The 23,684-nt window shown below is 67.7% G+C and carries 13 protein-coding genes and 2 pseudogenes; 9 read left to right on the top strand and 6 right to left on the bottom strand.

Going from position 1 to position 23,684, the window contains the following annotated elements; translation table 11 throughout:
- Nucleotides 1-24: 24 nt before the first annotated feature.
- The 3 genes from SPK54_RS06155 to SPK54_RS06165 form a co-directional block, all read right to left on the bottom strand.
- Nucleotides 25-2,946: a TonB-dependent receptor gene (locus SPK54_RS06155; protein ID WP_330947046.1), complete on the bottom strand. Its 2,922-nt coding sequence runs from the start codon at nt 2,944-2,946 to the stop codon at nt 25-27.
- A gap of 216 nt (nt 2,947-3,162) precedes the next feature.
- Entirely contained in the window at nt 3,163-5,184 is a 2,022-nt protein-coding gene (locus tag SPK54_RS06160) for a prolyl oligopeptidase family serine peptidase (protein WP_330947047.1), read from the bottom strand.
- A gap of 126 nt (nt 5,185-5,310) precedes the next feature.
- The gene (locus SPK54_RS06165; protein WP_330947048.1) at nt 5,311-8,112 is read right to left on the bottom strand and encodes a TonB-dependent receptor; all 2,802 of its coding nucleotides are present in this window, start codon (nt 8,110-8,112) and stop codon (nt 5,311-5,313) included.
- 297 nt (nt 8,113-8,409) lie between these two features.
- Here SPK54_RS06165 and apbC point away from each other — a divergent pair, with 297 nt between their 5' ends.
- Nucleotides 8,410-9,255: an iron-sulfur cluster carrier protein ApbC gene (gene apbC, locus SPK54_RS06170; RefSeq protein ID WP_330947049.1), complete on the top strand. Its 846-nt coding sequence runs from the start codon at nt 8,410-8,412 to the stop codon at nt 9,253-9,255.
- Nucleotides 9,256-9,494: 239 nt separating this feature from the next.
- Nucleotides 9,495-10,070 carry a dCTP deaminase gene (dcd, locus tag SPK54_RS06175; protein WP_330947050.1) on the top strand — a complete coding sequence of 192 codons (576 nt, stop codon included), beginning with the start codon at nt 9,495-9,497 and terminating at the stop codon, nt 10,068-10,070.
- Nucleotides 10,071-10,110: 40 nt separating this feature from the next.
- Here dcd and SPK54_RS06180 read toward each other — a convergent pair whose 3' ends face one another.
- Both SPK54_RS06180 and SPK54_RS06185 read right to left on the bottom strand, forming a co-directional pair.
- Complete coding sequence (locus tag SPK54_RS06180) at nt 10,111-10,539, bottom strand: HIT family protein (RefSeq protein WP_330947051.1); 429 nt, start codon at nt 10,537-10,539, stop codon at nt 10,111-10,113.
- Nucleotides 10,540-10,551: 12 nt separating this feature from the next.
- The gene (locus tag SPK54_RS06185) at nt 10,552-11,220 is read right to left on the bottom strand and encodes a dienelactone hydrolase family protein (RefSeq protein WP_330947052.1); all 669 of its coding nucleotides are present in this window, start codon (nt 11,218-11,220) and stop codon (nt 10,552-10,554) included.
- Nucleotides 11,221-11,337: 117 nt separating this feature from the next.
- On the opposite strand from SPK54_RS06185, the gene rimO reads away from it, so the two are divergent.
- Both rimO and SPK54_RS06195 read left to right on the top strand, forming a co-directional pair.
- Nucleotides 11,338-12,681, top strand: coding sequence for a 30S ribosomal protein S12 methylthiotransferase RimO (gene rimO, locus SPK54_RS06190; protein ID WP_330947062.1), 1,344 nt, complete (start codon nt 11,338-11,340; stop codon nt 12,679-12,681).
- Nucleotides 12,682-12,725: 44 nt separating this feature from the next.
- Nucleotides 12,726-13,144: pseudogene (locus SPK54_RS06195) on the top strand (low affinity iron permease family protein).
- 16 nt (nt 13,145-13,160) lie between these two features.
- On the opposite strand, the gene SPK54_RS06200 reads toward SPK54_RS06195, so the two are convergent.
- Nucleotides 13,161-14,534 (bottom strand): MBL fold metallo-hydrolase, encoded by a 1,374-nt coding sequence (locus tag SPK54_RS06200; protein ID WP_330947053.1) that lies wholly within the window; start codon nt 14,532-14,534, stop codon nt 13,161-13,163.
- Nucleotides 14,535-14,651: 117 nt separating this feature from the next.
- Here SPK54_RS06200 and SPK54_RS06205 point away from each other — a divergent pair, with 117 nt between their 5' ends.
- From SPK54_RS06205 to SPK54_RS06225, 5 genes and pseudogenes are all read left to right on the top strand, one after another.
- A complete protein-coding gene (locus SPK54_RS06205; protein ID WP_330947054.1) occupies nt 14,652-16,040 on the top strand; it encodes a pitrilysin family protein in 1,389 nt (462 codons plus the stop codon).
- A complete protein-coding gene (locus SPK54_RS06210) occupies nt 16,037-17,428 on the top strand; it encodes a pitrilysin family protein (protein ID WP_330947055.1) in 1,392 nt (463 codons plus the stop codon). The genes SPK54_RS06205 and SPK54_RS06210 overlap by 4 nt, the downstream gene beginning before the upstream one ends.
- A gap of 142 nt (nt 17,429-17,570) precedes the next feature.
- On the top strand, nt 17,571-19,652 hold the full coding sequence (locus SPK54_RS06215; RefSeq protein ID WP_330947063.1) for a M13-type metalloendopeptidase: 2,082 nt from the start codon (nt 17,571-17,573) through the stop codon (nt 19,650-19,652).
- Nucleotides 19,653-19,870: 218 nt separating this feature from the next.
- The gene (locus SPK54_RS06220; RefSeq protein WP_330947056.1) at nt 19,871-21,496 is read left to right on the top strand and encodes a phosphoethanolamine--lipid A transferase; all 1,626 of its coding nucleotides are present in this window, start codon (nt 19,871-19,873) and stop codon (nt 21,494-21,496) included.
- 204 nt (nt 21,497-21,700) lie between these two features.
- Nucleotides 21,701-23,416 (top strand): annotated as a pseudogene (locus SPK54_RS06225) (cache domain-containing protein); the annotation flags it as partial.
- Between the last annotated feature and the right edge of the window lie 268 nt (nt 23,417-23,684).

The following is a 23,684-nucleotide window of genomic DNA, read 5'->3' on the forward strand; positions in this document are numbered from 1 at the left end:
GTCTGGAACATGCCGCTGGGTTGACTAGAACTTGTAGTTGAAGCGCGTGAACAGCGTGCGGCCGAACAGGTCGTACTGGGTCGCGCTCGACGGGATGTTGCCGAAGCGACCGAAACCGACGCCATTCGAGATGGTGTCCGGTTCCTTGTCGAACACGTTGCGCACGCCGACCAGCAGCGACCACTTGGGGCGCTCGAAGTGCACCGACAGGGTGTGGTACACCCGCGAGTCGGCGACGGTGTCGAACACCGCGTTCGGAAAACCGAAGTAGGTGGTGGACGAGAGCGGGGTGAGGCGCTCGGTCTTGTCCACGTACTCCATGAACCAGGTGTAGGTCCAGTCGTTGCGCTTCAGGGCGGCCCGGATGTTGCCCACGAGCTTGGGACGACCAATGGTGCCGTTGCGTTCATTGGTCGCCAGGCCATCGGCGGCAGCGGCGCTGAACGTGCGTGCGAAGTCCTCCATCATGTAGGTGACCTGGCCTTCGACGTCAAGCGAGCCGAACCCGAAATCCTTCTCGAAACGGGTCAGCAGGTCGTAACCGCGCACCTTCTGCTTGTCCACGTTGGTGTAGGTCGGGTACACCGTCTCGATCTTGTTCGGCGCGGTGGGATGGTCCGGGGCGTTGCGCTCCAATTGGGTGCAGTAGTAGTTGGGGAACACTTCCGCGTAGTAGCAGCCACCGACGATCCCCGCTGCAGTCAATTCGGTGATCTGGTTGTTGACCTGGTACTCGAAGTAATCGAGGGCCACGCTGACCGGTGCGAAGGTCGGGGTCCAGACAATGCCCGCAGTGAATGCGGTCGAAGTCTCTGCCTCGAGCTCGTCGCCTGCGCCGCGCTTGAATGCCTCCGCGGTCACGGGATTTCCGGCATAGTTGTCGGGAATGCCGGCGGCTGCGCAGTTGGTGCGCAGGTTTACGTTCGAGGACTCGCCCCACTGGATGCAGGGGTCGATCGACAGCTGGGTCGGGAAGCTGGACTGGTCGCCCAGGAACAGCTCGTACAGACCCGGGGCGCGGAACGAAGTGCCCTTGGTGGCGCGCACGCGGAGCGACGGCACGATCTGCCAGCCGAGGCCGAGCTTCCAGACCATGTCCGACTCATCCGCGGCGTCGTAGTCGAACGCACGCGCCGACAGGTTCAGCGAGAGCGACTCGAACATCGGCTTGGCCTTGATCAGCGGGACCTCGACCTCGGCGAAGACCTCGTTGACGGTCTCGGTGCCCTTGGTGACATCGGCCGTGCTGGAGCCCCAGACCAGGGCCTGCTTCTCGATCTCACTCGGTTGGTCGTCGATGCTGAACTTGCGGTGCTCGGCACCGAAGGCCGCGCCAACCGCGCCGGCGGGCATGTTGAATAGCTCTCCGGTGACCACGCCGTTGAGCACGAACTGGTCGTACTTGGTGTTGCCCTTGTACCAGATGCCTACGGCGTCGACGAGGCCCTGGATATTGGAACCGTCGAGATAGCCGGCGTTGAGGTCGTAGTAATTGACCACAGGCGCGGTGCGGACATAGGAGAGGTCGCCCGTCTTGGACGTGTCAATGCCGAGGACGTTGTAGTCGCCGCTGGAGCGGCTGTACGAGCCGTTGACACTCCAGCCCCAGCTGTCGGTCGACTCGAACAGGCCATCCAGCGAGCTGCTCAGATAGGCGTAGTCGATATCGATTTCCTGGTCGCTGTAGAAGGGCATCACCACCTGCGCGATGCCCGACGGGACCGGGGTTTTGAAGGTGCTGCCATCAAGATAGCGATAGCGCGACGAGATGGCCGTGGTGCCGCCGGTTAGGGGGAAGAACTGGCGGATGCCGTGCTGCGTGGTGCGGCGCTTGTTGTAGAGGAATTCGGTGTCCCAGTTGACCGAACCCAGGCTGAAGCTGGAGGACCCGTACAGGTTCAGGCGCTGATTGCGCGGGATGAGATTGACGTCCTCGTAGAACGGATAATTCAGGACGTCCTGATAGCTGGCCTTCGGCGAGTTGGCGTAGGTCGTCGAGGTACGCGGGCGATAGCCCGGGATCAGGCCGACCGTGCTGCCGTCCGGAGAGGGCACGTAGCGTGCGCCGGAGGCCGCGTCGATGACGGTGTTGGCATACAGGTTACCAGTGGAGCAACCGCCAAGCGCGGTGCTACCGATGATCGAACGATCCTCGCGGTCGATCAGGTTGCCACTGGCGTCGCGCACCAGATCCTGGGCGCAGGAGAGATAGTCCCGATCGCCGTAGTTGAGCGGCTTGATCAGGTAGTATTCAGCGGCCAAGGCGATATTGCCGCGATCGAAGTTCCAGCCGGTGGCACCGGAGATCTGGAAGATCTCGCCGCCGCCGTCCTGCGGCGTGCGCGTGCTCACGCTGAATTCAGGCCGATCGATATTGGTGCGGGTGATGATGTTCACCACGCCCGCGAGAGCGTCGGAACCGTAGATCGATGACGAACCGTCCTTCAGGATCTCGACGCGCTGGATGATCGAGGAAGGAATCACGTTGAGGTCGAACGCTGAAACCGCGCCGCGGGTACCAGCGGCACCCGGCCGACGACCGTTCAGCAGTACCGCGGTGCGCTGTGCGCCGAGGCCACGCAACGAGACCGTCTGCACGCCGGTGCCACCCTCCAGCACGGCGCTGGTGAACTGCTCGCCAACCTGCGTGGAACCCGCTGCGATGCTCGATTTCTGGAGGAATTCGGAGGTAGAGACCATGCCGACTTCCACGCTGGTATCGGCGGTGATCACCTGCACCGGTGAAGTCGTATCGAACTCCAGTCGCTTGAGCAGGGAGCCGGTGACGGTGATCTTTTCCAGAGTCTTGGCTTCGTCCTTCTTGGACTGCTCTTGAGGCTCCTGTTTGGGCGCCTCCTGGGCGACGACGCCGGTGCCATACAGGCAGCCCATCATCGCGACGACGAGCGGGAGCTTGCGGACTTTGGTTGTGCTGCGAGTGTTCATGTTATCCCCTTGACATGTTGTTGTTACGCTAGCGTTAAGGAATGTAGGCGATTAGGGCCGCTCGCCGCAAGTCGTGTGCCATTAGTTTGCTCTATCGCGAACTGGTGAGTTGGGTGAGGCGATGTGCAAGGCGTCGAGGAAAACCTCGGGCCCGTGAAATAGAAAAGCCCGGTCGGCATCCCGACCGGGCTTTCGCGATTTGCGCTTGCCGTGCCTTCAGTTCTTCGCGAAGCACTCCGTCTTCAGGAAGTTCTCGATCAGGTCCAGGGTGACCTGCTGGTGGCGCGGGTACCAGGGCATGCTGTGCGGCATGTCGGGGATCAGCTCGAACTTCGCCGGCACCGTGCCCTTGATGGCATTGAAGAAGCCGCGGGCATGGAACGCGGGGGTGCGCACGTCGCGGTCGCCCACGTACAGGAGCACCGGGATGTTGGCCTTGGCGGTGTTCTGCATGGGGTCCATGCCCTTGACGGTGTTGCCCTGCAGGATCCGCTGCAGGCGGTTGTCGCTCCAGCTCATGCCAATCTTGGCCAGGTCGGTGACCGGTGCACCGGAAATCGCGCACTGGTAGGGGCTGTTCGGACGGACCGCGGCGGCTGCGGCGGCGAATCCGCCGTACGAATAGCCGAAGATCGCCACCCGCTTCGGATCGGCGATGCCTTCCTTGACCAGCCAGGCGGCCCCGTCGTCCTTGTCGTCCTGCATCTTCTCGCCCCACTGGGCATCGCCCGCCAGCCAGAGCTTGCGGCCAAGGTCGGTGGAGCCACGGTATTGCGGACGCAGCACGGCATAGCCGCGCGAGGTCAGGAACGGGACCCAGCCGGAGCCGTCCCAGCCGGCGTAGTCGCGGGCCCAAGGGCCGCCGTGCGGATGGATGATGGTCGGAAGCGGGCCGTCGGCGGGCTTCCACCCCGCGGGCAGATCGAGGATCGCGGGAATGCTGAGGCCGTCGCGGGCCGGATAGTTCACCCAGCGCTGTTCGCCGATCTGCTTGCCGTCGATCCACGGGCGCTGTCCACCCAGGCTCACCACCTGCTTGCGGTTCAGCAGCACGTGGTAGGAGGGCGCGGCCTGTGCGCTGGAGGTGCTGAACAGCACGCGCGACAGGCCGTCGTTGTAGCCGCTGATGCCCACGTTCTGGCCCGGGAACGCCTGCTTGAGCATGGCGTGGATGGCCGCCATCTGCGGCTCGACGTAGGTGACCTCGCGCTGGGGACCGTCCACGACATAACCGAGGATCTTGTTGAAGTTGCCGGGCTGGGTGCCCTGGATCAGGCCGCCAATTGAAAACGTCGGATGCGCGAGCAGCGGTTCATTGTCGAACTTCTGGGCCACCGGGTCGTACATCCAGGCCTGCACCCGGTCCGACCACAGGTCGGTCAGCACGTAGTACTTGCCGGTTTCCTCGTCGATCCCGGCGATGTCGACGGTGTAGCGCTCGCTCAGCTTGGTGGTCAGCAGCGGGTGGATGTCGAACTCGCCGGTCTTCGGGTTGCGGATCAGGATGCGCTGTTCGTACTCGCCCGGACCGATGGGTTCCAGCTGGCTCTTGGTCAGCAGCTCGCCGTTGCGCGGATTGAACAGGCCGGGGGTGGCGCGCCCGCCTGCCTTGAACAGCAGCTTGGTTTCGCCGCTGCGCAGGTTGTACAGGTAGTAGTTGCTGCTCAGCGACACGCCGCTGGTCTGGCGGATGATCACGTTGTCCGGGTCGAGCGGCAGCGTGTTCACCAGCGCGGAGGTGCCGGCGATCTCGAGGCAGCGCTGGATTTCCTCACTGACCCCCAGCTTGCGGGTGTTGTCCGCAAACGCTTCGTCGAACTTCTTCTGCGTGGTGTCGGTCATGTACGCCTTCGACACGAACGTCTTGGTGGCGCCATTGGTGCTGCCCTCGCCGCAGCCGCCCAGCTGGCCGGTCCACTCCTGGCGGCCGATCACCAGCACGCGGTTGGCCTTCATCGCGTTGGCGGCGATGAATTTCATGCGGTCGCCGGAAGGGGTGACCTTGGAACCCGCGTCGAGGTTGTCCAGATCCCAGGTCGCCAGCGCGGTGTCCTGGTTGTTCGAGCCCGGCGTGGCGACGATCGCCACCAGGTTCTTGCCGTCGGCGCTCATGGTGACCGACTGGATGTCGGGGACCTTCGCCAGCGCGTCGATCGGAATGGGCGTCTGGGCGTTGGCGAGGGTAGCACCGGACAGCAGCAGTGCGGCGGTGAGCGGATGTCGTGCAATGCGTTTCATGTGTGGGTCGGCCCCTGGAAAATTGCCGAACATTTACACGTGGGCGGTGGGCACGTCCAGTCGCGGGGACGTACAAAAGAAAACCCCGCCTTGCGGCGGGGTTTCCGGTGCTGCGTTGCGTGTTGCTTACTTCTTTCCGAAGCTCCAGCGGGCTTCGAGGTAGTAGGCGCGGCCCAGGATGTCGAAGTTGGCGCTGTTGTACGGCTCGCCGCTGGTGCCCGGGTAGGAACGGACGTCCATGTCGGGGATGCGGTTGCCCAGGTTGTTGACCAGGAACGAGAGCTTCAGCGCGTCGGTGGCGTCGAAGTTCACGCTGGCGTTGACCGTGGTGTACGAACCCAGGCGGCCGGCACCGGCGAACGCGTAGCCGGCCGGGTCCAGCGTGGCGCGGTAGTTCGGGGTCGGGCCGAGGTAGTTGGCGTAGACGGTGGTGGTCCAGCGGTCCTTGTTCCAGCTGGCCGAGGCGTTCGCCTTGTACTTGGCGTCGGTGCTCCAGTACGGGTCGCTCAGCGCGTCGACCACCGGGTCGCTCGGGTAGGTCTGGATCTCGTGCTTGAGGTTGCGGGTCCACGAGCCGGCCAGGGTCAGCGCGCCCCAGGCGCCCAGGTCCTGGCGGTAGTTGGCGTCCACCGTCACCGCGTCCAGGGTTTCCTTCGCCACGTTGATCTTGCTCAGGAAGATCTTCTGCACGTCGCCGTTGGCGGCGCGGGTGACCTGGGCCAGCGCGGCCTGGCAGGTGCCGGAGTTGATGTCCAGCGTGCCGAGGCGGCAGTTGGCTTCATCGCGCATCAGCTGGTCGACGTTCTGCAGCTCGACCTCGTTGCGGATGTTCCAGTGGTGGTAGTCGGCGCTCAGCGAGAACTTGGCGGTCGGCGCCCACACCACGCCGTAGCTCCACACGGTCGCGTTGATCGGCTTCAGGTCCGGGTTGCCGGACTGCTCGCCTTCGTACTGCAGGTCGGCGTACTGCTGCGGGCAGTCAGCCACTTCGCCGGCGTCGAAGCCGAGCAGGGCGCAGTTGTAGTAGTCCACGCTGTAGCCGTAGAAGCCGCTCACGCCCTGGAACTGGTCGGCCAGGGTGGGTGCCTTGAAGGCGGTGCCGTACTTGCCGCGCAGCAGCAGCGACTCGAGCGGACGGTACTCCAGGCCCAGGCTGTAGGTGGGCTTGTCGATGGTGCGGCCGGCGGCGCGGAAGCCGTCGTAGCGGGCCGAGGCCGACACGGTCAGCTGGTCCCACACCGGCAGGCGCAGTTCGCCAGTCGCCGCGTAGCGCGAGCGCTGGCCCTTGCCGCTGACCGCCTTGGTGCCCCAGACGCCGCCGTTCAGCAGCAGGGCGTCGGGCGTGTAGGCCCAGCCCTGGGTGCCGGCTTCCACCGCGATCGCCGCGCCGGCGTCACCGCCCGGCAGCGAGAACAGGCTGCCGTTGGTGAACTGGGCGCGCAGCATGTTGTCGTAGGTGCGGCTGTGCGAGTTGGTCTTGCCCATGAAGCTGTAGAAGTCCGCCGGCGACAGCAGCTGGTAGAACGCCGCGTAGTCCGGGGTGAACACCGGATAGGCGTCGAAGATCGGATCCCAGCCCTGCTGCTGGCCCAGCACGCGCTCCTGGAAGAAGTCGTCGATCGACGACAGGCGGGCCAGCTCGGTCTCGGTCAGCTTGTACTGGGTGCGGGTCAGGCTGACGTCGTAGTCCCAGTTCGAGTCCTCGCTGAGGGTGCCGTTCACGCCGAGGGTGACCGCGTAGGAAGTGCTGCGGTTCTCGCTCATGCCGTTTTCCCAGCCGCCCATGTCCTCGGGGGTGAACGCGCGCTGCAGGTTCACCAGGGTGTCCAGATTGGGGTCGTAGAACGCGCCCCACTTCACGCCGGTGCCCCACCACTGGTAGCCGGAGCCGATGTTGTACTTGACCCGCTCGTGGCTCACCAGCACGTCGGCGTAGGCCTGCGCCAGGTCGGTCAGCTCGAAGGTGGAGTGCGCATACACCTGCGCGCCTTCCTTTTCGTTCTTCAGGGTGCGGTAGCCCGGGGTCTGGAACGAGCCGCAGTAGTCGCCGGAGCCGATGCGGGTGCGCTTGCCCACGGTCCCGTCGAAACCGCCGGTCACGTTGGCGCAGTTGGCCGGATCGAGGAACACGTAGCCGCCGTTCAGCTCATCGAAGATCATCCAGTCGCGGCTGGCCAGGGCCGGCGCGCCGTTGTAGGCGTTCTGGTTGAACTGCGAGGTCAGGTCGCGCTGGTGGGCCCACACCGGGTCGGCCTTCTCCGCCTGCACGCCCAGCAGGGTGTTCCAGCGGCCGTCGGCGTTGCTGACACTGGTGGCAAAGCTCAGGCGGCCGCTCTCGCCGCCGCCCTGGTCGAAGCCGCCGATCCGCGCGCTGAGCACGCTCCCGTCCACGTTCTTCTTCAGGATGATGTTGACCACGCCGGCAATGGCATCGGAGCCGTACAGGGAGGACTGGCCGCCCGGCAGGATCTCGATGCGCTCGACCAGCTCGACCGGGATGCCGCTGATGTTGTTGAACACGTCCGAGCCGTTGTACAGCGCCGGATAGTTGGCCATCGGGCGGCCGTCGATCAGGTACTTCACGTAGCTGGCGGACAGGCCGAACAGGCTTAGCGTCTCGGCGCCCTGGGTGAACGAGGCCGAGCTCTGGTTGTTCTGCACGCCGCCGGTGGCGAAGCTGCTCTTCTGCAGCACTTCAGCGACGTTGTTGAAGCCGCGGGCCTGGATGTCCTCGGCGGAAATGATGGTGACCGGGACGAAGGTCTCGACGGCGGTCTGCGGAATCAGCGAACCGGTGACGACCACCTTGTCCAGATCCTTGGCTTTCTCGTCGCTCTGCTGGGCGGCGGCGACGGCGGGCAGGGCCAGCGCTGCGGCAAGCGCAAGCGTCAGCGGGCTGCGGAGGATGTGGCGTTGACGAACAAACATGGGGGCTTCCTTTGATCTTCTTCGATCTTTGAACTTGTGTGGGACGAACGCAGGGGCTTGCATCTCCGGTCATCCGGAGGGCCCGAACCGTAACAGCCGGTTAACATCCGCCCCCTGAACGTACGGTCCCGTCTGGTATTGACTGTTTCCCGTCCGTTGTGACATTCAGCGCCAGCGAGCGCGCCCGCATGCCTCCTCTGCGGTCCTAGTCCGCAGCTGCCCCCACTGATGCGGGTCAAGGGCGGGCCAGGGCGGCTTCGCTAGAATCGACGCAAACCCCCCATGCGTCCTTCCGCCATGTCCCGCCTGCCTTCCCATGCCGTCCAAGGCGAGCTGAAACCGCTCGCCAACGTCCGCAACATCATCGCCGTGGGCTCTGGCAAGGGCGGGGTGGGCAAGTCCACCACCGCGGTGAACCTGGCGCTGGCACTGGCCGCGGAAGGGCTGAAGGTCGGCATTCTCGACGCCGACGTGTACGGCCCCAGCGTGCCGATGATGCTGGGGCTGTCCGGCCGTCCGGACAGCCCCGACGGCAAGACCATCACGCCGATGCAGGTGCACGGGGTGGAGGCGATGTCGATCGGGCTGCTGGTGGACCAGGACACGCCGATGATCTGGCGCGGGCCGATGGCCACGCAGGCGCTGAGCCAATTGCTCAACGACACGCGCTGGGGCGACCTGGACGTGCTGGTGGTGGACCTGCCGCCGGGCACCGGCGACATCCAGCTGACCATGGCGCAGAAGATCCCGGTGGCGGGTGCGGTGATCGTCACCACGCCACAGGACATCGCCACGCTCGACGCGCGCAAGGCGCTGCGGATGTTCGAGAAAGTGAACATCCCGGTGCTGGGGCTGATCGAGAACATGGCGGTGCACGTCTGCACCAGTTGCGGCCATGCCGAGCGCATCTTCGGCGAGGGCGGTGGCCGCAAGATGGCCGAACAGTACGGCGTGGTGCAGCTGGGGGCGCTGCCGCTGGAGATCGGCATCCGCGAACAGGGCGATGCCGGCACCCCGATCGTGGCCGCGCAGCCGGATTCCGCGGCGGCGCAGGCCTACCGCGCGGCCGCACGGACGTTGCTGGCCGAACTGGACAAGCGACCCAAGGTGCGCACCGGCATCATGGCCTCGCTGCTGGGGTGAGCGGGGCTTTCGAGCGGCGCAGCCGCGAGCCCGCGAACGCACGGCGGCATGCAGGCCGCCGGGCCGGGGGTGCCTTTTCGAGCGGCGCAGCCGCGAGCCTGCGAACGCCCGGCGGCCTGCAGGCCGCCGGGCCGGGGGTGCCTTGTCGAGCGGCGCAGCCGCGAGCCCGCGAACGCCCGGCGGGATGGATCCGCCCCGCTTGCCTTAAACTCGCCGGTTCCGCACCGGGACCGAACCGCATGAGCATCAAGAGCGACCGCTGGATCCGCCGCATGGCCGAGCAGCACGGCATGATCGAGCCGTACGAACCGGGCCAGGTGAAGCAGGCCGCCGACGGCCAGCGCATCGTCAGCTACGGCACCTCGAGCTACGGCTACGACGTGCGCTGCTCGCGCGAGTTCAAGGTGTTCACCAACATCAACTCGACGATCGTCGATCCCAAGCATTTCGACCCGAAGAGCTTCGTGGATATCGTCGGCGACGAATGCATCATCCCGCCCAATTCCTTCGCGCTGGCGCGCACCGTCGAGTACTTCCGCATCCCGCGCGACACCCTGGTGGTGTGCCTGGGCAAGAGCACCTATGCGCGTTGCGGTATCATCGTCAACGTGACGCCGCTGGAGCCGGAGTGGGAAGGCCACGTCACCCTCGAGTTCAGCAACACCACGCCGCTGCCCGCGCGCATCTACGCCGGCGAAGGGGTGGCGCAGATGCTGTTCTTCCAGTCGGATGCCGACGACGTCTGCGCGACCAGTTACAAGGACCGCGGCGGCAAGTACCAGGGCCAGACCGGCGTCACCTTGCCGCGCACCTGAGCGATACGCGGCAACCCGGGGATTCCGCGGGTGGCGGCGGCTACCGCGCCAGCGCCGCGCGCAGCGCGCTGACCCGCTCGATCAGTTCCTCCGGCGCGTACGGCCGCGCGTTGGCCGCGCCCCAGACCGGGCGTGGCCAGGCGATGTCATCCGTGTAGCGGGCGATGACGTGGACGTGGAGTTGCGGCACCTGGTTGCCAAGTGCGGCCACGTTGAGCTTGTGCGGCTTGAACAGCGCCTTCAGCGCGCGCGCCGCGGCGTCGATGTCGGTGCTGAGCTGTGTGCGCTGCGCCGGCGACAGGTCGATGATCTCCACCGCGCCCGCCAGCTTCGGTACCAGCACCAGCCACGGATGGTTGGCATCGTCCATCAGCCGGACCTCGCAGACCGACAGGTCGCAGACCGGGGCGGTGTCGTCGGCCAGCTGGGGGTGCAGTTCGTAGCGCGTGGCGGGCTGGGAAGGTGTCATGGCGTCCTCGGCTCAGTAGGCCGGGCGCAGCGCCCGGCGGAACAGGCCCAGCGTCCGCTCCAGTGCAAGCTCCGCACTGGGCCGGTGGAAGTCGTCGCGCTGGTCGCAGTTGAAGCCGTGGCCGGCGGGATAGACGTGGATGTCGGCCTCGGGATGGCGCTGCCGGTGCAGCTCGACGTCGGTCTGCGGGATGCTGGGATCGTTTTCGCCGAAGTGGAACATCATCGGCGCATCCAGCTGTTCGTCCAGGAACGGCACGGTGCGCGCGCCGTAATAACTGACCGCCGGCAGCGACAACCGGGTGTTGGCCAGGTAGGCCACGGTGCCGCCCCAGCAGTAGCCGACCACGCCGACCTTGCCGTATTCCTGCAGCTGGGCGGCGGCGGCCTTCACGTCTTCCAGCGCGCGCTCGAAGCCCAGCTTCTCCACCAGCTCGCGCCCGCGCGCAACGCCCTCCGGGTCGTAGCGCAGCTGCACGTCGTGCTCGAAGTGGTCGAAGAACGCCGGCGCCATCGCCACGTAGCCATGCTCGGCGAAGGTGGTGCAGACGCTGCGGATGTGGGCGTTCACGCCGAAGATTTCCTGCACCACCACCAGCGCGCCGCGCGGCGGTACGTGGGGTGTCGCGAGCCAGCCGCGGATGCGGCCGCTCGGGGTTTCCAGGGACATCCACTCGCTCATGGGATCGGCTCCGTCCGCTTGCCGGGATAGTACGCCTGTGGGGGCGGGCCGCCAGCCCCCCGCCGGTATACTACGCGGCCCCCGGCGGGCCCCCGCCAGCCACCGTCCACCATGTCCATGCCCCCGACCCCCGCGCTCGCCAATCCCAAAGTCGGCTTCGTCAGCCTCGGCTGCCCCAAGGCGCTGGTGGACTCTGAGCGCATCCTTACCCAGCTGCGGGGGGAGGGCTACGATCTGGTGCAGACCTACGACGACGCCGACGTGGTGGTGGTCAACACCTGCGGCTTCATCGATTCCGCGGTGGCCGAATCGCTGGATGCGATCGGCGAGGCCATGGCCGAGAACGGCAAGGTCATCGTCACCGGCTGCCTGGGCAAGCGCGCGGACGTGATCCGCGAGGCGCATCCGGGCGTGCTGTCGATCAGCGGCCCGCAGGACTATGCCAGCGTGATGGATGCGGTGCACGCGGCAGTGCCGCCGACGCACAACCCCTTCGTGGACCTGCTGCCGGACTACGGGTTGAAGCTGACCCCGAAGCACTACGCGTACCTGAAGATTTCCGAAGGCTGCAACCACCGCTGCAGCTTCTGCATCATCCCGTCCATGCGCGGCGACCTGGTCTCGCGCCCGGTGGACGAAGTGCTGCGCGAAGCCGAGAAGCTGGTGCGCGGCGGAGTGAAGGAATTGCTGGTGGTCTCGCAGGACACCAGCGCCTACGGCGTCGACCTGAAGTACGCGCCGCGGCTGTGGGGCAGCAATGTCTACGAGACGCGGATGAAGGCGCTGTGCGAAGGCCTGTCCGAACTCGGCGTGTGGACGCGCCTGCACTACGTGTATCCGTACCCGCACGTGGACGACGTGATTCCGCTGATGGCGGACGGCAAGCTGCTGCCGTACCTGGACATCCCGTTCCAGCACGCCAGTCCGCGCATCCTCAAGCTGATGAAGCGGCCCGGCGCGGTGGACAAGACGCTGGAGCGCATCCAGCGCTGGCGCGCGATCTGCCCGGACCTGACCCTGCGCAGCACCTTCATCGTGGGTTTTCCTGGCGAGACCGAGCAGGAGTTCGAGGAGTTGCTGGACTTCCTCGACGAAGCGCAGCTGGACCGCGTCGGCGCGTTCGCCTATTCGCCGGTTACCGGCGCCCAGGCCAACGCGCTGCCGGATCCCGTGCCGGAAGACGTGAAGCAGGAGCGCCTGACCCGCTTCATGGCGCGGCAGGCGGCGATCTCCGAAGCGCGGCTGGCGGCCAAGGTGGGCAGCGTGCAGCAGGTGCTGGTGGACGCCATCGACGGCGAGCTGGCCATCGCCCGCTCCATGGCCGACGCGCCGGAGATCGACGGCCTGGTGCAGGTGCAGGACGGCCGCGAGGCCGGCCTGCAGCCCGGCGATTTCGCCATGGTGCGGATCATGGGCAGCGACGAGCACGACCTGTACGGCGAAGTGGAATACAACGCCTGACCCGCCGGGGGCATACTCGCGCCATTCCTGCGAGGACCGCCCCGATGTCGCCCTCCCATCTCTTCAGCCGCCTCGCCAAGTGGGCCTCGCTGCCGCCGGCCGGCCGCTGGGATTCGCGCTGGCGGTGCTGGTGGTGCTGGCCTGGATCCTCACCGGACCGCTGTTCGGCTTCAGCGACACCTGGCAGCTGGTGATCAACACCGGCACCACCATCGTCACCTTCCTGATGGTGTTCCTGATCCAGAATTCGCAGAACCGCGATACCGAGGCCATCCAGCTCAAGCTGGACGAACTCATCCGCGCCACCCGCGGCGCCCACAACGCGCTGCTGGACCTGGAAGAGCTGGAAGAGCGCGAGCTGGACGTGTTCCGCGCCCGGTACGTCGCGCTGGCGCGCACTGCCCGCGAGCGCAGCGACGAGGAAGCTGACCGCGGCACCCCGGAAGTCATCGATCCGCGCTGAAGTCGCGCCGCGTTGCTCAGACGTCCAGCTGCATTCCCGGCCGCGCCAGCACCGCCTGCACCCCGTGGGCTTCGTGGATCTCGCCGGCCAGCGCCTCGCGCGCGAGGTCCTCGCCGTGCACCAGCGCCACCGGTGGCGGCGTGCTGAAGCCGGCGTACCAGTCCAGCAGCCCATGCTGGTCGGCATGCGCGGACAGTCCGCCCACCGTGTGCCGATGGGCATTCACGCGTACGTCGTAGCCATGGATGCGCACCCAGCGCGCGCCGTCCACCAGCCGCCGGCCGATGGTGCCCTCGGCCTGGAAGCCGACGAACACCATCCGTGTCTGCCGCTTGGGCAGGCACTGGCGCATGTGGTGGAGGATGCGGCCGCCGCTAGCCATGCCATTGCCGGCTATCACTATGGCGCCGCCGTGGATGCGGTTGATCGCCATCGATTCCTCCGCGGTTTCGGTCACGCGCAGGTTCGGGAGACGGAACGGGTTGGGCGTGCCGCGCCAGACTTCGCGCGCTTCGGCGTCGAACAGGGCGTGGTGGCGGTCGTAGACCTGCACCACTTTCGAGGCCATCGGGCTGTCGAGGAAGATCCGCCAGCGCGACATGTCCCAGTCTTTCCAGTGGCGGGCGAACCAGTACAGCAGCTCCTGCGTGCGCCCCACTGCGAATGCCGGGATCAGCACGTTGCCGCCGTCGCGCCAGGTCGCCTCGAAGATCTCGCCAAGCTCGCGCACGGTGGCGTCGCGCTCGCGGTGGTTGCGGTTGCCGTAAGTGGATTCCAGCAGCAGCAGGTCGGCTTCGGCGATCTGCACCGGGTCGCGCAGGATCGGCGCGTTGCGCATGCCTAGGTCGCCGGAAAAGACCAGCTTCCTGCCGTCGGCCCACAGTTCTACGATGCTGGAGCCGAGGATGTGGCCGGCGTCGCGGAAGGCGATTTCCACGCCCGGGAACAGTTCGGTGCGTGCGGCGTAGGGAAGGGGACGCAGCTGCGAGAGCGCGCCGCGCACGTCCTCGCGGGTGTACAGCGGCATCGCCTTGGGCTGGCCCGGCTTGCGCTTGCGGTTGCTGCGCTCGGCGTCGTTTTCCTGCAGCGTGGCCGAGTCCATCAGCATGATCGGCAGCAGGTCGACGGTGGCCGCCTGCGCATAGATCGGGCCGTCGAAGCCGGACAGGGTCAGTCGCGGCACCCGGCCGACGTGGTCGATGTGGCCGTGGCTGAGGATCAGCGCATCGATGCTGGCGGGGTCGAACGGGAACGGCGCGAAGTTGCGTGCGTCGGCTTCCGGGCTGCCCTGGACCAGCCCGCAGTCGATCAGGATGCGCCGGCCTGCGGCTTCGACCAGATGCATCGAGCCGGTGACTTCTCCGGCCGCTCCGTGGAAATGCACGCGCATGCGCTTGTCCGTTCCGTTGCTTTGCCGCAGGTTAACCCAGCCACCCCCACTTCCGGCAGATGGCGATGCGTGCGCGGGTGCGGCAATGTATGCCGCCTGCAAAACGGGAAACCACCCATGCGTCTGCTTTCCATCGCCTGTGCGCTCGCACTGGGCACCGCGGCTTCCGCCGTTCCGGCCGCCACGCCGGCTGCCAAGCCTGCGGCCGCGGCCGCAGTGCCCGGCAGCGAGGCCATCGCCAGCAAGACACTGGCCAACGGCCTGAAGATCATCGTCTGGCCGGACCACGACATCCCCAACGCGAACTACTACACCTTCTACAAGGTCGGCAGTCGCAACGAGCGCGCGGGCATCACCGGGCTGGCGCACTTCTTCGAGCACATGATGTTCAACGGCACCACCCGCCGTGCGCCGGGCGACTTCGACCGCACCATGGAGGCCGCCGGCGGCAGCAACAACGCCAGCACCAGTAATGATTTGACCATCTACACCGACTGGTTCCCGAGCAGCGCGCTGGAGGCGATCTTCGACCTCGAGGGCGACCGCATGGCCAACCTGTCGTTCGATCCCAAGGTGGTGGAGAGCGAGCGCGGCGTGGTCTACAGCGAGCGTCGCTCCAGCGTGGACAACGACAACATGGGCACGCTGATGGAGCAGATGCAGGCCACTGCCTACGTCGCCCATCCCTACCAGATCCCCACCATCGGCTGGCCCAGCGACATCGAGCGCTGGAAGATCGAAGACCTCAAGCAGTTCTTCAAGACCTACTACGCGCCGAACAACGCGGTGCTGGTGGTGGCGGGCGACGTGGAACCCGCGCAGGTGTTCGCGCTGGCCGACCAGTACCTGGCCGCGCTGCCGCGGCAGCCGGAACCGACCCCGGTCACGACCATTGAACCCGAACAGCTGGGCGAGCGCCGCATCGTGGTGGAGCGCGCGGACGCGCAGTCGCCCATCGTCGCCTATGCCTTCCACAGCGGCATAGGCGCGGGAAGCAAGGACTATCCGGTGCTGGAGCTGCTGACCACCATCCTCGCCCAGGGCCAGTCCTCGCGCCTGCACCAGCGGCTGGTGGAGCGCGAGCAGGCGGCCGTCGGCGCAGGCGCGTTTGCCGAGGCCGGCTTCGACCCCGGCCTGCTGTGGATCTACGCGATGCTGCCGCCCGGCGGCGACCTGGCGAAGGCCGAGGCGCTGCTGGACGAGGAACTGGCGAAGATCGCCCGCGACGGCGTGACCGCGGCCGAGCTGGACAAGGCCCGCAACCTCAAGCTCTCCGCATTCTGGCGCGGCATGGCCACCATCAACGGCAAGGCGCGCGCGCTGGGCACCGCCGAGGTGTTCGAGGGCGACTACCGCAAGGCCTTCGACGAACCCGCCGCCTTCGAGGCGGTCACCGCTGCCCAGGTGCAGGCGCTGGCCGCGACGATCCTGCGCAAGCAGAACCGCACCACCGGCCTGCTGCAACCCGTCGCCGCCCCCGCGGCCAACAAGGAGGGCGCACGATGAACCGCCTGCGTTTCGTCTTCGCGGCGCTGGCCGCTCTCGCCTTCGGCAGCGCAACGGCCGCTGACATCCGGTTGCCGGACTACCAGACCGTGCAGCTGGACAACGGCGCCACCCTGCTGCTGACCCCGCGCAAGGACGTGCCGATGGTGGCCGCCACCGCGCTGGTCCGCGGCGGCGCACTGGCCGACCCGGCCGGCAAGGAAGGCAGCGCCGACCTACTGGCGGAGATGCTGTCCAAGGGCGCGGGCAGCCGCAACGCACTGGCGTTCGCGCAGGCCGTGGACGGCGCCGGCGGCAGCCTGAACTTCGGCAGTTCGGCCGAGGCGATCAGCGCCAACGCGCAGTTCCTGTCGAAGGACACCGGGCTGATGCTGTCGCTGCTGGCCGATGCGCTGCTGCGGCCGACGATGGAGCCGGCCGAGTTCGACAAGCTGCGCAAGCGCGCCATCGACGGGATAGCGACGGCCAAGGATTCCGACCCGCGCCAGCTGATCGGTCTGTATGCCGGCGCTTGGCTGTTCCGCGGCCATCCCTACGGCCGTCCGACCGGTGGCGACGAGACCAGCCTGGCCGCGATCACCCTGGGCGACCTGCAGGCATTCCGCCGCCAGCAGATGGGCGGCGACCGGCTGATCATCTCGATTGCCGGCGACTTCGACCCCGCCGCCGTCACCGCGCAGGTGAAGCAGGCATTCGGCGGCTGGGCGAAGGCGCAGGGCGCGCTGCCGCAGGTCGCGGCCAAGGCGAAGGAATCCGGCCGCCGCGTGCTGCTGGTGGACAAGCCCGGCGCCACCCAGACCTACTTCGCGCTGGGCAACGTCGGCAGCTCCCGCAACGACCCCGCGCGCGCCGCGCAGGACCTGGTGCAGACCGCGTTCGGCGGCCGCTTCACCTCCATGCTCAACACCGAGCTGCGGGTGAAGTCCGGCCTGACCTACGGCGCCGGCTCGCGGATCGAGCGTCCGCGCCTGCCGGGCGCGGCGCAGATCACCAGCTTCACCAAGACCGACTCGACCAAGGCGGCGATCGACCTGGCCATCGCCACCCTCGACCGCCTGCACCGCGACGGCCTGGACGCCGCTACCCTGCAGTCGGCCCGCAACTACATCGCCGGGCAATTCGCGCCGAGCATGGAGACCGCGCCGCAGCTTGCCAGTGCCATCGCCTGGCTGGCGCTGTACGGCGACAGCCGCGACTACATCGACGGCTACCTGGGCCAGGTGGCTGCGGCCACGCCGGCGCAGGTGGCCGCCGCGCGCGCGGTGTTCCCGGCCAGCGGCGACCTGGTGATCGTGGCGATCGGCGATGCGGCGAAGATCCGCACGGTGATGCAGGGCTACGGCCCGGTGACCGAGATGAAGCTGACCGATCCGCGCTTTTCACCCTGACCCGGGCGGTGCCGGCGGCCATGACCTCCGGCACCCTCCCGCGCGCGGGGCAGCCGATACAGTCCGAAGACGCGGCCGGGTGCCGCGTCTTTTTTTCATTCCCGCCTCTCCGGAGCCGCCCGCCGTGAATACCCCGAAGTCCCTGCTGCTGTCCCTCGCCATCGCCACGGCGCTGGGCGCCTGCCAGAAACCGGCCGAACCGGCCGCCAACGCCGGCGCGGGCGCCGCCAAGACCGACGCTGCTGCCTACACCTTGGACGAATCCAAGCTGCCGCCGGTCAACCGTTTCCTGCCCGCCGACCTCGATCCCGCGCTGAATGCGTGCGCGGACTTCGGTGGCTACGTCAACGGCAAGTGGCTGGCGGCCAACGCGATTCCTGGCGACCGCACCAGTTGGGGCGCGTTCGAGATGCTGGACGAACGGTCGCAGGCGGTACAACGCCAGCTGGCCGAACAGGCCGCAGCCAAGGCCAACGCCAGCGGCATCGACAAGATCGTCGGTGACTTCTGGGCCGCCGGCATGGACGAGGCGAAGATCAACGCCCAGGGCATCGCCCCGCTGCAGTCGCGGCTGGATGCGATCGCCGCCCTCGACAGCCAGGACAAGATCGCCGATTACCTGCGCAGCAGCGCCGCCAAGGGCGAGAACCTGCTGTTCGGCTTCGGCCCCGAGGCGGATTTCAACGATCCGTCGATGAACATCGCCTATGCCGCCCAGGGCGGGCTGGGCCTGCCCGACCGCGGTTACTACTTCGACAAGGACAAGGCCGACAAGCTCGCCGCCTACCAGGCCCACGTCGCCAAGGTGCTGGAGCTGTCCGGCGTACCGGCCGCCGACGCCGCGAGCCAGGCCAAGGACGTGGTGGCGTTCGAAACCCGGCTGGCCGAGGTGTCCAAGTCCAGCGAGGAGATGTCGCGCGACGTCTCGCTGTACTACAACCCGGTCAGCCCGGCCGACGCCGACAAGCTGACCCCCAACTTCCCGTGGACGAAGTTCTTCGAGGCGCAGGGCATCGCGGCGCCGAAGATGTTCTCGCTGGCCATCCCCGCCTTCCACCAGGAGGTCAGCAAGATGCTGGCCGAGGTGCCGGCCGCGCAGTGGCAGAGCTACCTGCGCTTCCATACCGTGGATGGCGCTTCGCCGTACCTTTCCGATGCGTTTGCCAACGAGCACTTCGATTTCTACGGCAAGGCCATGCGCGGCCAGAAGGAGATCAAGGCGCGCGGCAAGCGCGTGCTGGATACCCTGAATGCCAGCGCCGGTGAGGCGCTGGGGCAGATCTACGTCGACGTCGCGTTCTCGCCGGAAGCCAAGGCGCGCATGCAGGAACTGGTGAAGAACCTGTCGGAGGCGCTCAAGGTGCGCATCGGCGGGTTGGCGTGGATGAGCGATGCCACCAAGGCCAAGGCGATGGAGAAATGGGCGAGCTTCACGCCCAAGATCGGCTACCCGGACAAGTGGCGCGACTGGAGCGGGCTGGCCACCAGCCGCGACAGCTACATCGGCAACGTGCTGGCGGCCAATGCCTTCAATTACCAGTGGATGCTGGGCAAGATCGGCAAGCCGGTGGACAAGACCGAATGGGGCATGAGCCCGCAGACGGTCAACGCCTACTACAACCCGCTGCAGAACGAGATCGTGTTCCCGGCCGCCATCCTGCAGCCGCCGTTCTTCGATCCGGCCGCGGACGACGCCACCAACTACGGCGGCATCGGCGCGGTGATCGGCCACGAGATGACCCACGGTTACGACGACCAGGGCAGCCGCTTCGGCGCCACCGGCAAGTTCGAGAACTGGTGGAGCCCGGAGGATGCCAAGGGCTTCTCCAGCCGGACCGACAAGCTGATCGCGCAGTTCAACGGCTACCTGGCCGGTCCCGGCCAGTACGTCAACGGCAAGCTGACCCTGGGCGAGAACATCGCCGACCTGGGCGGCCTGGCCACCGCCTACGACGCCATGCGCAAGGCCACCGAAGGCAAGGACGACCCGAAGACCGACGGCCTGACCCGCGACCAGCGCTTCTTCCTGAACTGGGGCACGGTGTGGCGCCGCAACTTCACCCCGGAAGAGCTGAAGGTGCGCCTGACCACCGACCCGCATGCGCCGGCCAACTTCCGCGCCATCGGCGCGCCGTCCAACCTGCCGGCCTTCGCCAGCGCGTTCGGCTGCAAGGCCGGCGACGCGATGGTGCGCGGGGACGACCAGAAGGTCGTGATCTGGTGACGCGTGCCGGCGCGGCAGCGCCGATCCGGCCGGCGGTGCGCCCGCTGGGTCGGGCGCCGGGCGCGCCGCGACGGCGTCCGGCGTAAACCCCGCCGCAGGCTCCGGCCGGCTTCCCACGCGCCGGGCTGGGCGCGGGGTGGCGTGGATGGTAGCGTCGCGCCCCATCCACGGTGCATTGGCAGCAGGCGGAGACGGGCGTGAAGGATTTCCTCAGGGACATGCGTACGCGCACCCTCGCCGATGGCCACTGGTGGCGGCCGCGCGTGTCCACGGAAGCGCTGGCCGCGCTGGCCAGCGCCTGGCTCGCGCTTGCGCTCAACGGCCCGCTGTGGGGCGCCGTGCAGGCCGGCAGCGGCTCGCTGCGGGTGCTGCTGTCGCTGGGCGTGGCGGTGTTCGCCCTGCACGCCCTGCTGTTCGGGCTGCTGTGCTGGGGCAGGCTGGCGCGGCCGCTGCTGGCGCTGCTGCTGTTGGTGAGCGCGTTCGCCCACTGGTACATGAGCCGCTACGCGGTGGTGCTGGATCCGGAAATGATCCGCAACGTCCTGCACACCGATCTGGCGGAAAGCCGCGAACTGGTGTCGGGACGGATGCTGCTGCATGCGCTGCTGCTGGGCGTGCTGCCGGCGGCGGCGGTGCTGTTGACCCGCCCGCTGCCGGCGCTTGGCTGGCGGCGCGGGCTGCTGCGCCGGGCCGGCTTCCTGCTGGCGATGGCGCTGCTGGCCGCCGGTGCGCTAGGGGTGTCTTCGCAGGGCGTGTTCTCGCTGATGCGCAGCGACCCCGCGTTGCGCTACCGGATCACCCCGGGCAACTACATCGTCTCGCTGGTGCGGGTATTGAAGCCCTCAAAGACGCGCGGTCCGCTGCAGGTGGTCGGCGCCGATGCGCGCCGTCCGCCGGAGGCGCTGGCGCGCAGGCCCCGGCTGCTGGTGCTGGTGGTCGGCGAAACGGTGCGCGGCGACCACTGGGGGCTGAACGGCTACGTCCGCCAGACCACCCCGGAGCTGGCCGCGCGCGGGGTCGTCAATTTCCCCGACGTGACCGCCTGCGGGACCAGTACCGAAGTCTCGCTGCCCTGCATGTTCTCGCCGTTCGGGCGCGAACGCTACGACCGCGACGCCATCCGCGGCCACGAATCCCTGCTCGACGTCGCCGCCCGCGCCGGCGTGGGCGTGCTGTGGCGCGACAACCAGTCCGGCTGTAAGGGCATCTGCAACCGCCAGCACTCGGAAACGATGGGGCCGGCCGATGCCCCGGCGCTGTGCGCGGACGGGCGGTGCTTCGACGAGATCCTGCTGTCCGGCCTGCAGGCCCGGATCGACGCCGTCCCGGGCGATGCCCTGATCGTGCTGCACATGCTGGGCAACCATGGGCCCAACTACTTCGAACGCTATCCGCCGCAGTTCGAACGCTGGACGCCGGTCTGCCGCAGCGCCGAGCTGGGGCGCTGCACGCGGCAGGAAATCGTCAACGCCTACGACAACGCGATCCTCTATTCGGATGCGGTGCTGGGCCGGCTGATCGACCTGCTGGCGCAGCAGCGGGGCCACGACGCGGCGATGCTGTACGTGTCCGACCACGGCGAATCGCTGGGCGAGTACGGGTTGTTCCTGCACGGCGCGCCGTATGCCATCGCACCGAAACCCCAGTTGCACGTGCCGATGACGCTGTGGATGTCGCCCGCGTTCGTCGCCGGCGACCGGCTGGACCCGGCCTGCCTGCGCGACGCGGCGAAGCGGCCGGCCAGCCACGACCACCTGTTCTCGACCGTGCTGGGGGTGTTCGACGTGCGGACGTCCGTGTACCGCCCCGAGCGGGACCTGCTGGGCGGCTGCCGGGCGCGCTGACGCCGCGGACAGCCGTCAAGAAGACCGGGTCGCTGCCGTTGACGTGGCCAGGGAGCGGATCGGGCCGCGCTGCCCTGTGCGGTCGGTCACGGCGGTTACGCGGGCCGCGCGGATGGTTTCGGGGCCCGGCGTCCACAATCTGCGCAGGTCCATGCCATGTCCAGATCCCCCGCTTCCCGCAGCGGCAGCGTTGCCACCCGCCTGATGCTGGGGGTGGCCCTGATCGCCATCGCCGCGTTCGGGTTGACCGCCGCGGTGAGCTACTGGAAGAGCAGCCGCGCGCTGCTGGCGTCGGCGCAGGGGGCGCTGGAGAACCTCGCCCAGTACGAAACCCAGCGCGTCGCGGTGGAGATGAGCCAGTCCTACGACGCCGTGCAGACCCTCGCCGAGAACCTGAAGACCCAGCGCGGCCAGGTCAGCCGCGCGGTGATCGACGAGACCTTCAAGCAACAGGTCGCGATGCACCCGGAGCGCGCCGGCATGTGCGTGCTGTTCGAACCCGATGCCTTCGACGGCAAGGACGCGGAATTCGTGGATGCGCCGATGCACGACGCCACCGGCCGCTTCATGAGCTACTACGCGCGGGTCGATGGCAAGGTGGTGGGCGAGCCGCTGCGCGACTACGAGGACCCGAAGCTCGGCGAATGGTACGTCACCCCCAAGACGCTGAAGCGGCCGGTGATCATCGAGCCGTACCCGTACCAGGTGGGCGGCAAGACCCTGATGCTGACCACGATCGCAATCCCGATCATGGACGGCGACCGGGTGCTGGGCGTGGTGACTTCCGACTTCGAGCTGTCCACCCTGCAGCAGCGGGTCGCGCAGCTGCGCCCGCTGGGCGAGGGGCGCGCCGAACTGCTGTCGCCGATGGGCACGGTGGTGGCATCGCCCGACGCCGCCCATATCGGCAAGAAGCGCGAGGATGCGACGACGCGCGCAATCCTGGCGGCCACCGCCGAGGACAAGCTCTATACCGACTTCAAAGCCGACGCACAGGGCATGGTGAAGGTCTATGCGCCGCTGCGCGTGGGCGAGAGCAACCGCCGCTTCGCGCTTGGCGTGCTGGTGCCGCGCGCGCTGCTGACCGCACAGGCGCGCTCGCAGCTGGTGCTGGTGGTGCTGATCGGCCTGCTGGCCGCGGTGGCGCTGTGCGCCGGCCTCTACCTGGTGCTGCGCCAGCTGGTGCTGCGGCCGCTGGCGGAAGCGGTGCGGGTGTCGGGCGACGTGGCCGACGGCCGGCTGGATACCCAGATTCCGCAGGTCGGCAACAACGAGCTGGGCCGCCTGCTGCAGGCCCAGCGGCGGATGGTCGAACAGCTGAAGGCGCGCTCCGAGCAGGATCGCGCGCGGGCGGCGGAGGACCTGCGCATCCGCACCGCGCTGGACGAAGTCAGCACCAGCGTGATGATCGCCGATGCCGACCTCAACATCATCTACGGCAACCGTCCGCTGATGAAGATGCTGGGCGAGGCGGAGCAGGACCTGCGCCGCGACCTGCCGCAGTTCGATCTCAAGACCATGATCGGCAGCAACATCGATATCTTCCACAAGCACCCCGCGCACCAGCGCGGGCTCCTGGCCGGACTGCACGGCACCCATCACGCCCAGATCACCGTGGGCAACCACATCCTGCGCCAGATCATCAACCCGGTCACCGATGAGCAGGGGCAGCGCGTCGGCTACGTGGTGGAGTGGGACGACCGCACCGAGGAGGTGCGGGTCGAGCGGGAGGTCAGCGACATCATCCGCAATGCCGTCGATGGCGACCTGTCCGGGCGGATTCCGCTGGAGGGCAAGCACGGCTTCCTGCTGCAGCTGTCGGGCCAGATGAATGACCTGCTGGTGGCCATCTCCGGCAGCGTCGAGCAGGTGTCGGCGGTGCTGCGCGCGCTCTCGGACGGCGACCTCACCGCGCGAATGGACGGCGACTTCCGCGGCGTGTTCGCGCGCATGCGCGACGATGCCAACGCCACCGTCGCCCAGCTCACCGGGATCGTCTCCGGCATCCAGCAGGCCGCAGGCCACATCAACGCCGCCGCCAGCGAGATCGCCGCCGGCAACGACGATCTGTCGCGCCGCACCGAGCAGCAGGCCGCCTCGCTGGAGGAAACCGCCGCCTCGATGGAGGAGCTGACCTCCACCGTGAAGCAGAACGCCGACAACGCCCGCCAGGCCAACCAGCTGGCGC

Origin of the sequence: Thermomonas sp. LB-4 (assembly GCF_036409385.1) — a bacterium.
GTDB lineage: Bacteria > Pseudomonadota > Gammaproteobacteria > Xanthomonadales > Xanthomonadaceae > Thermomonas.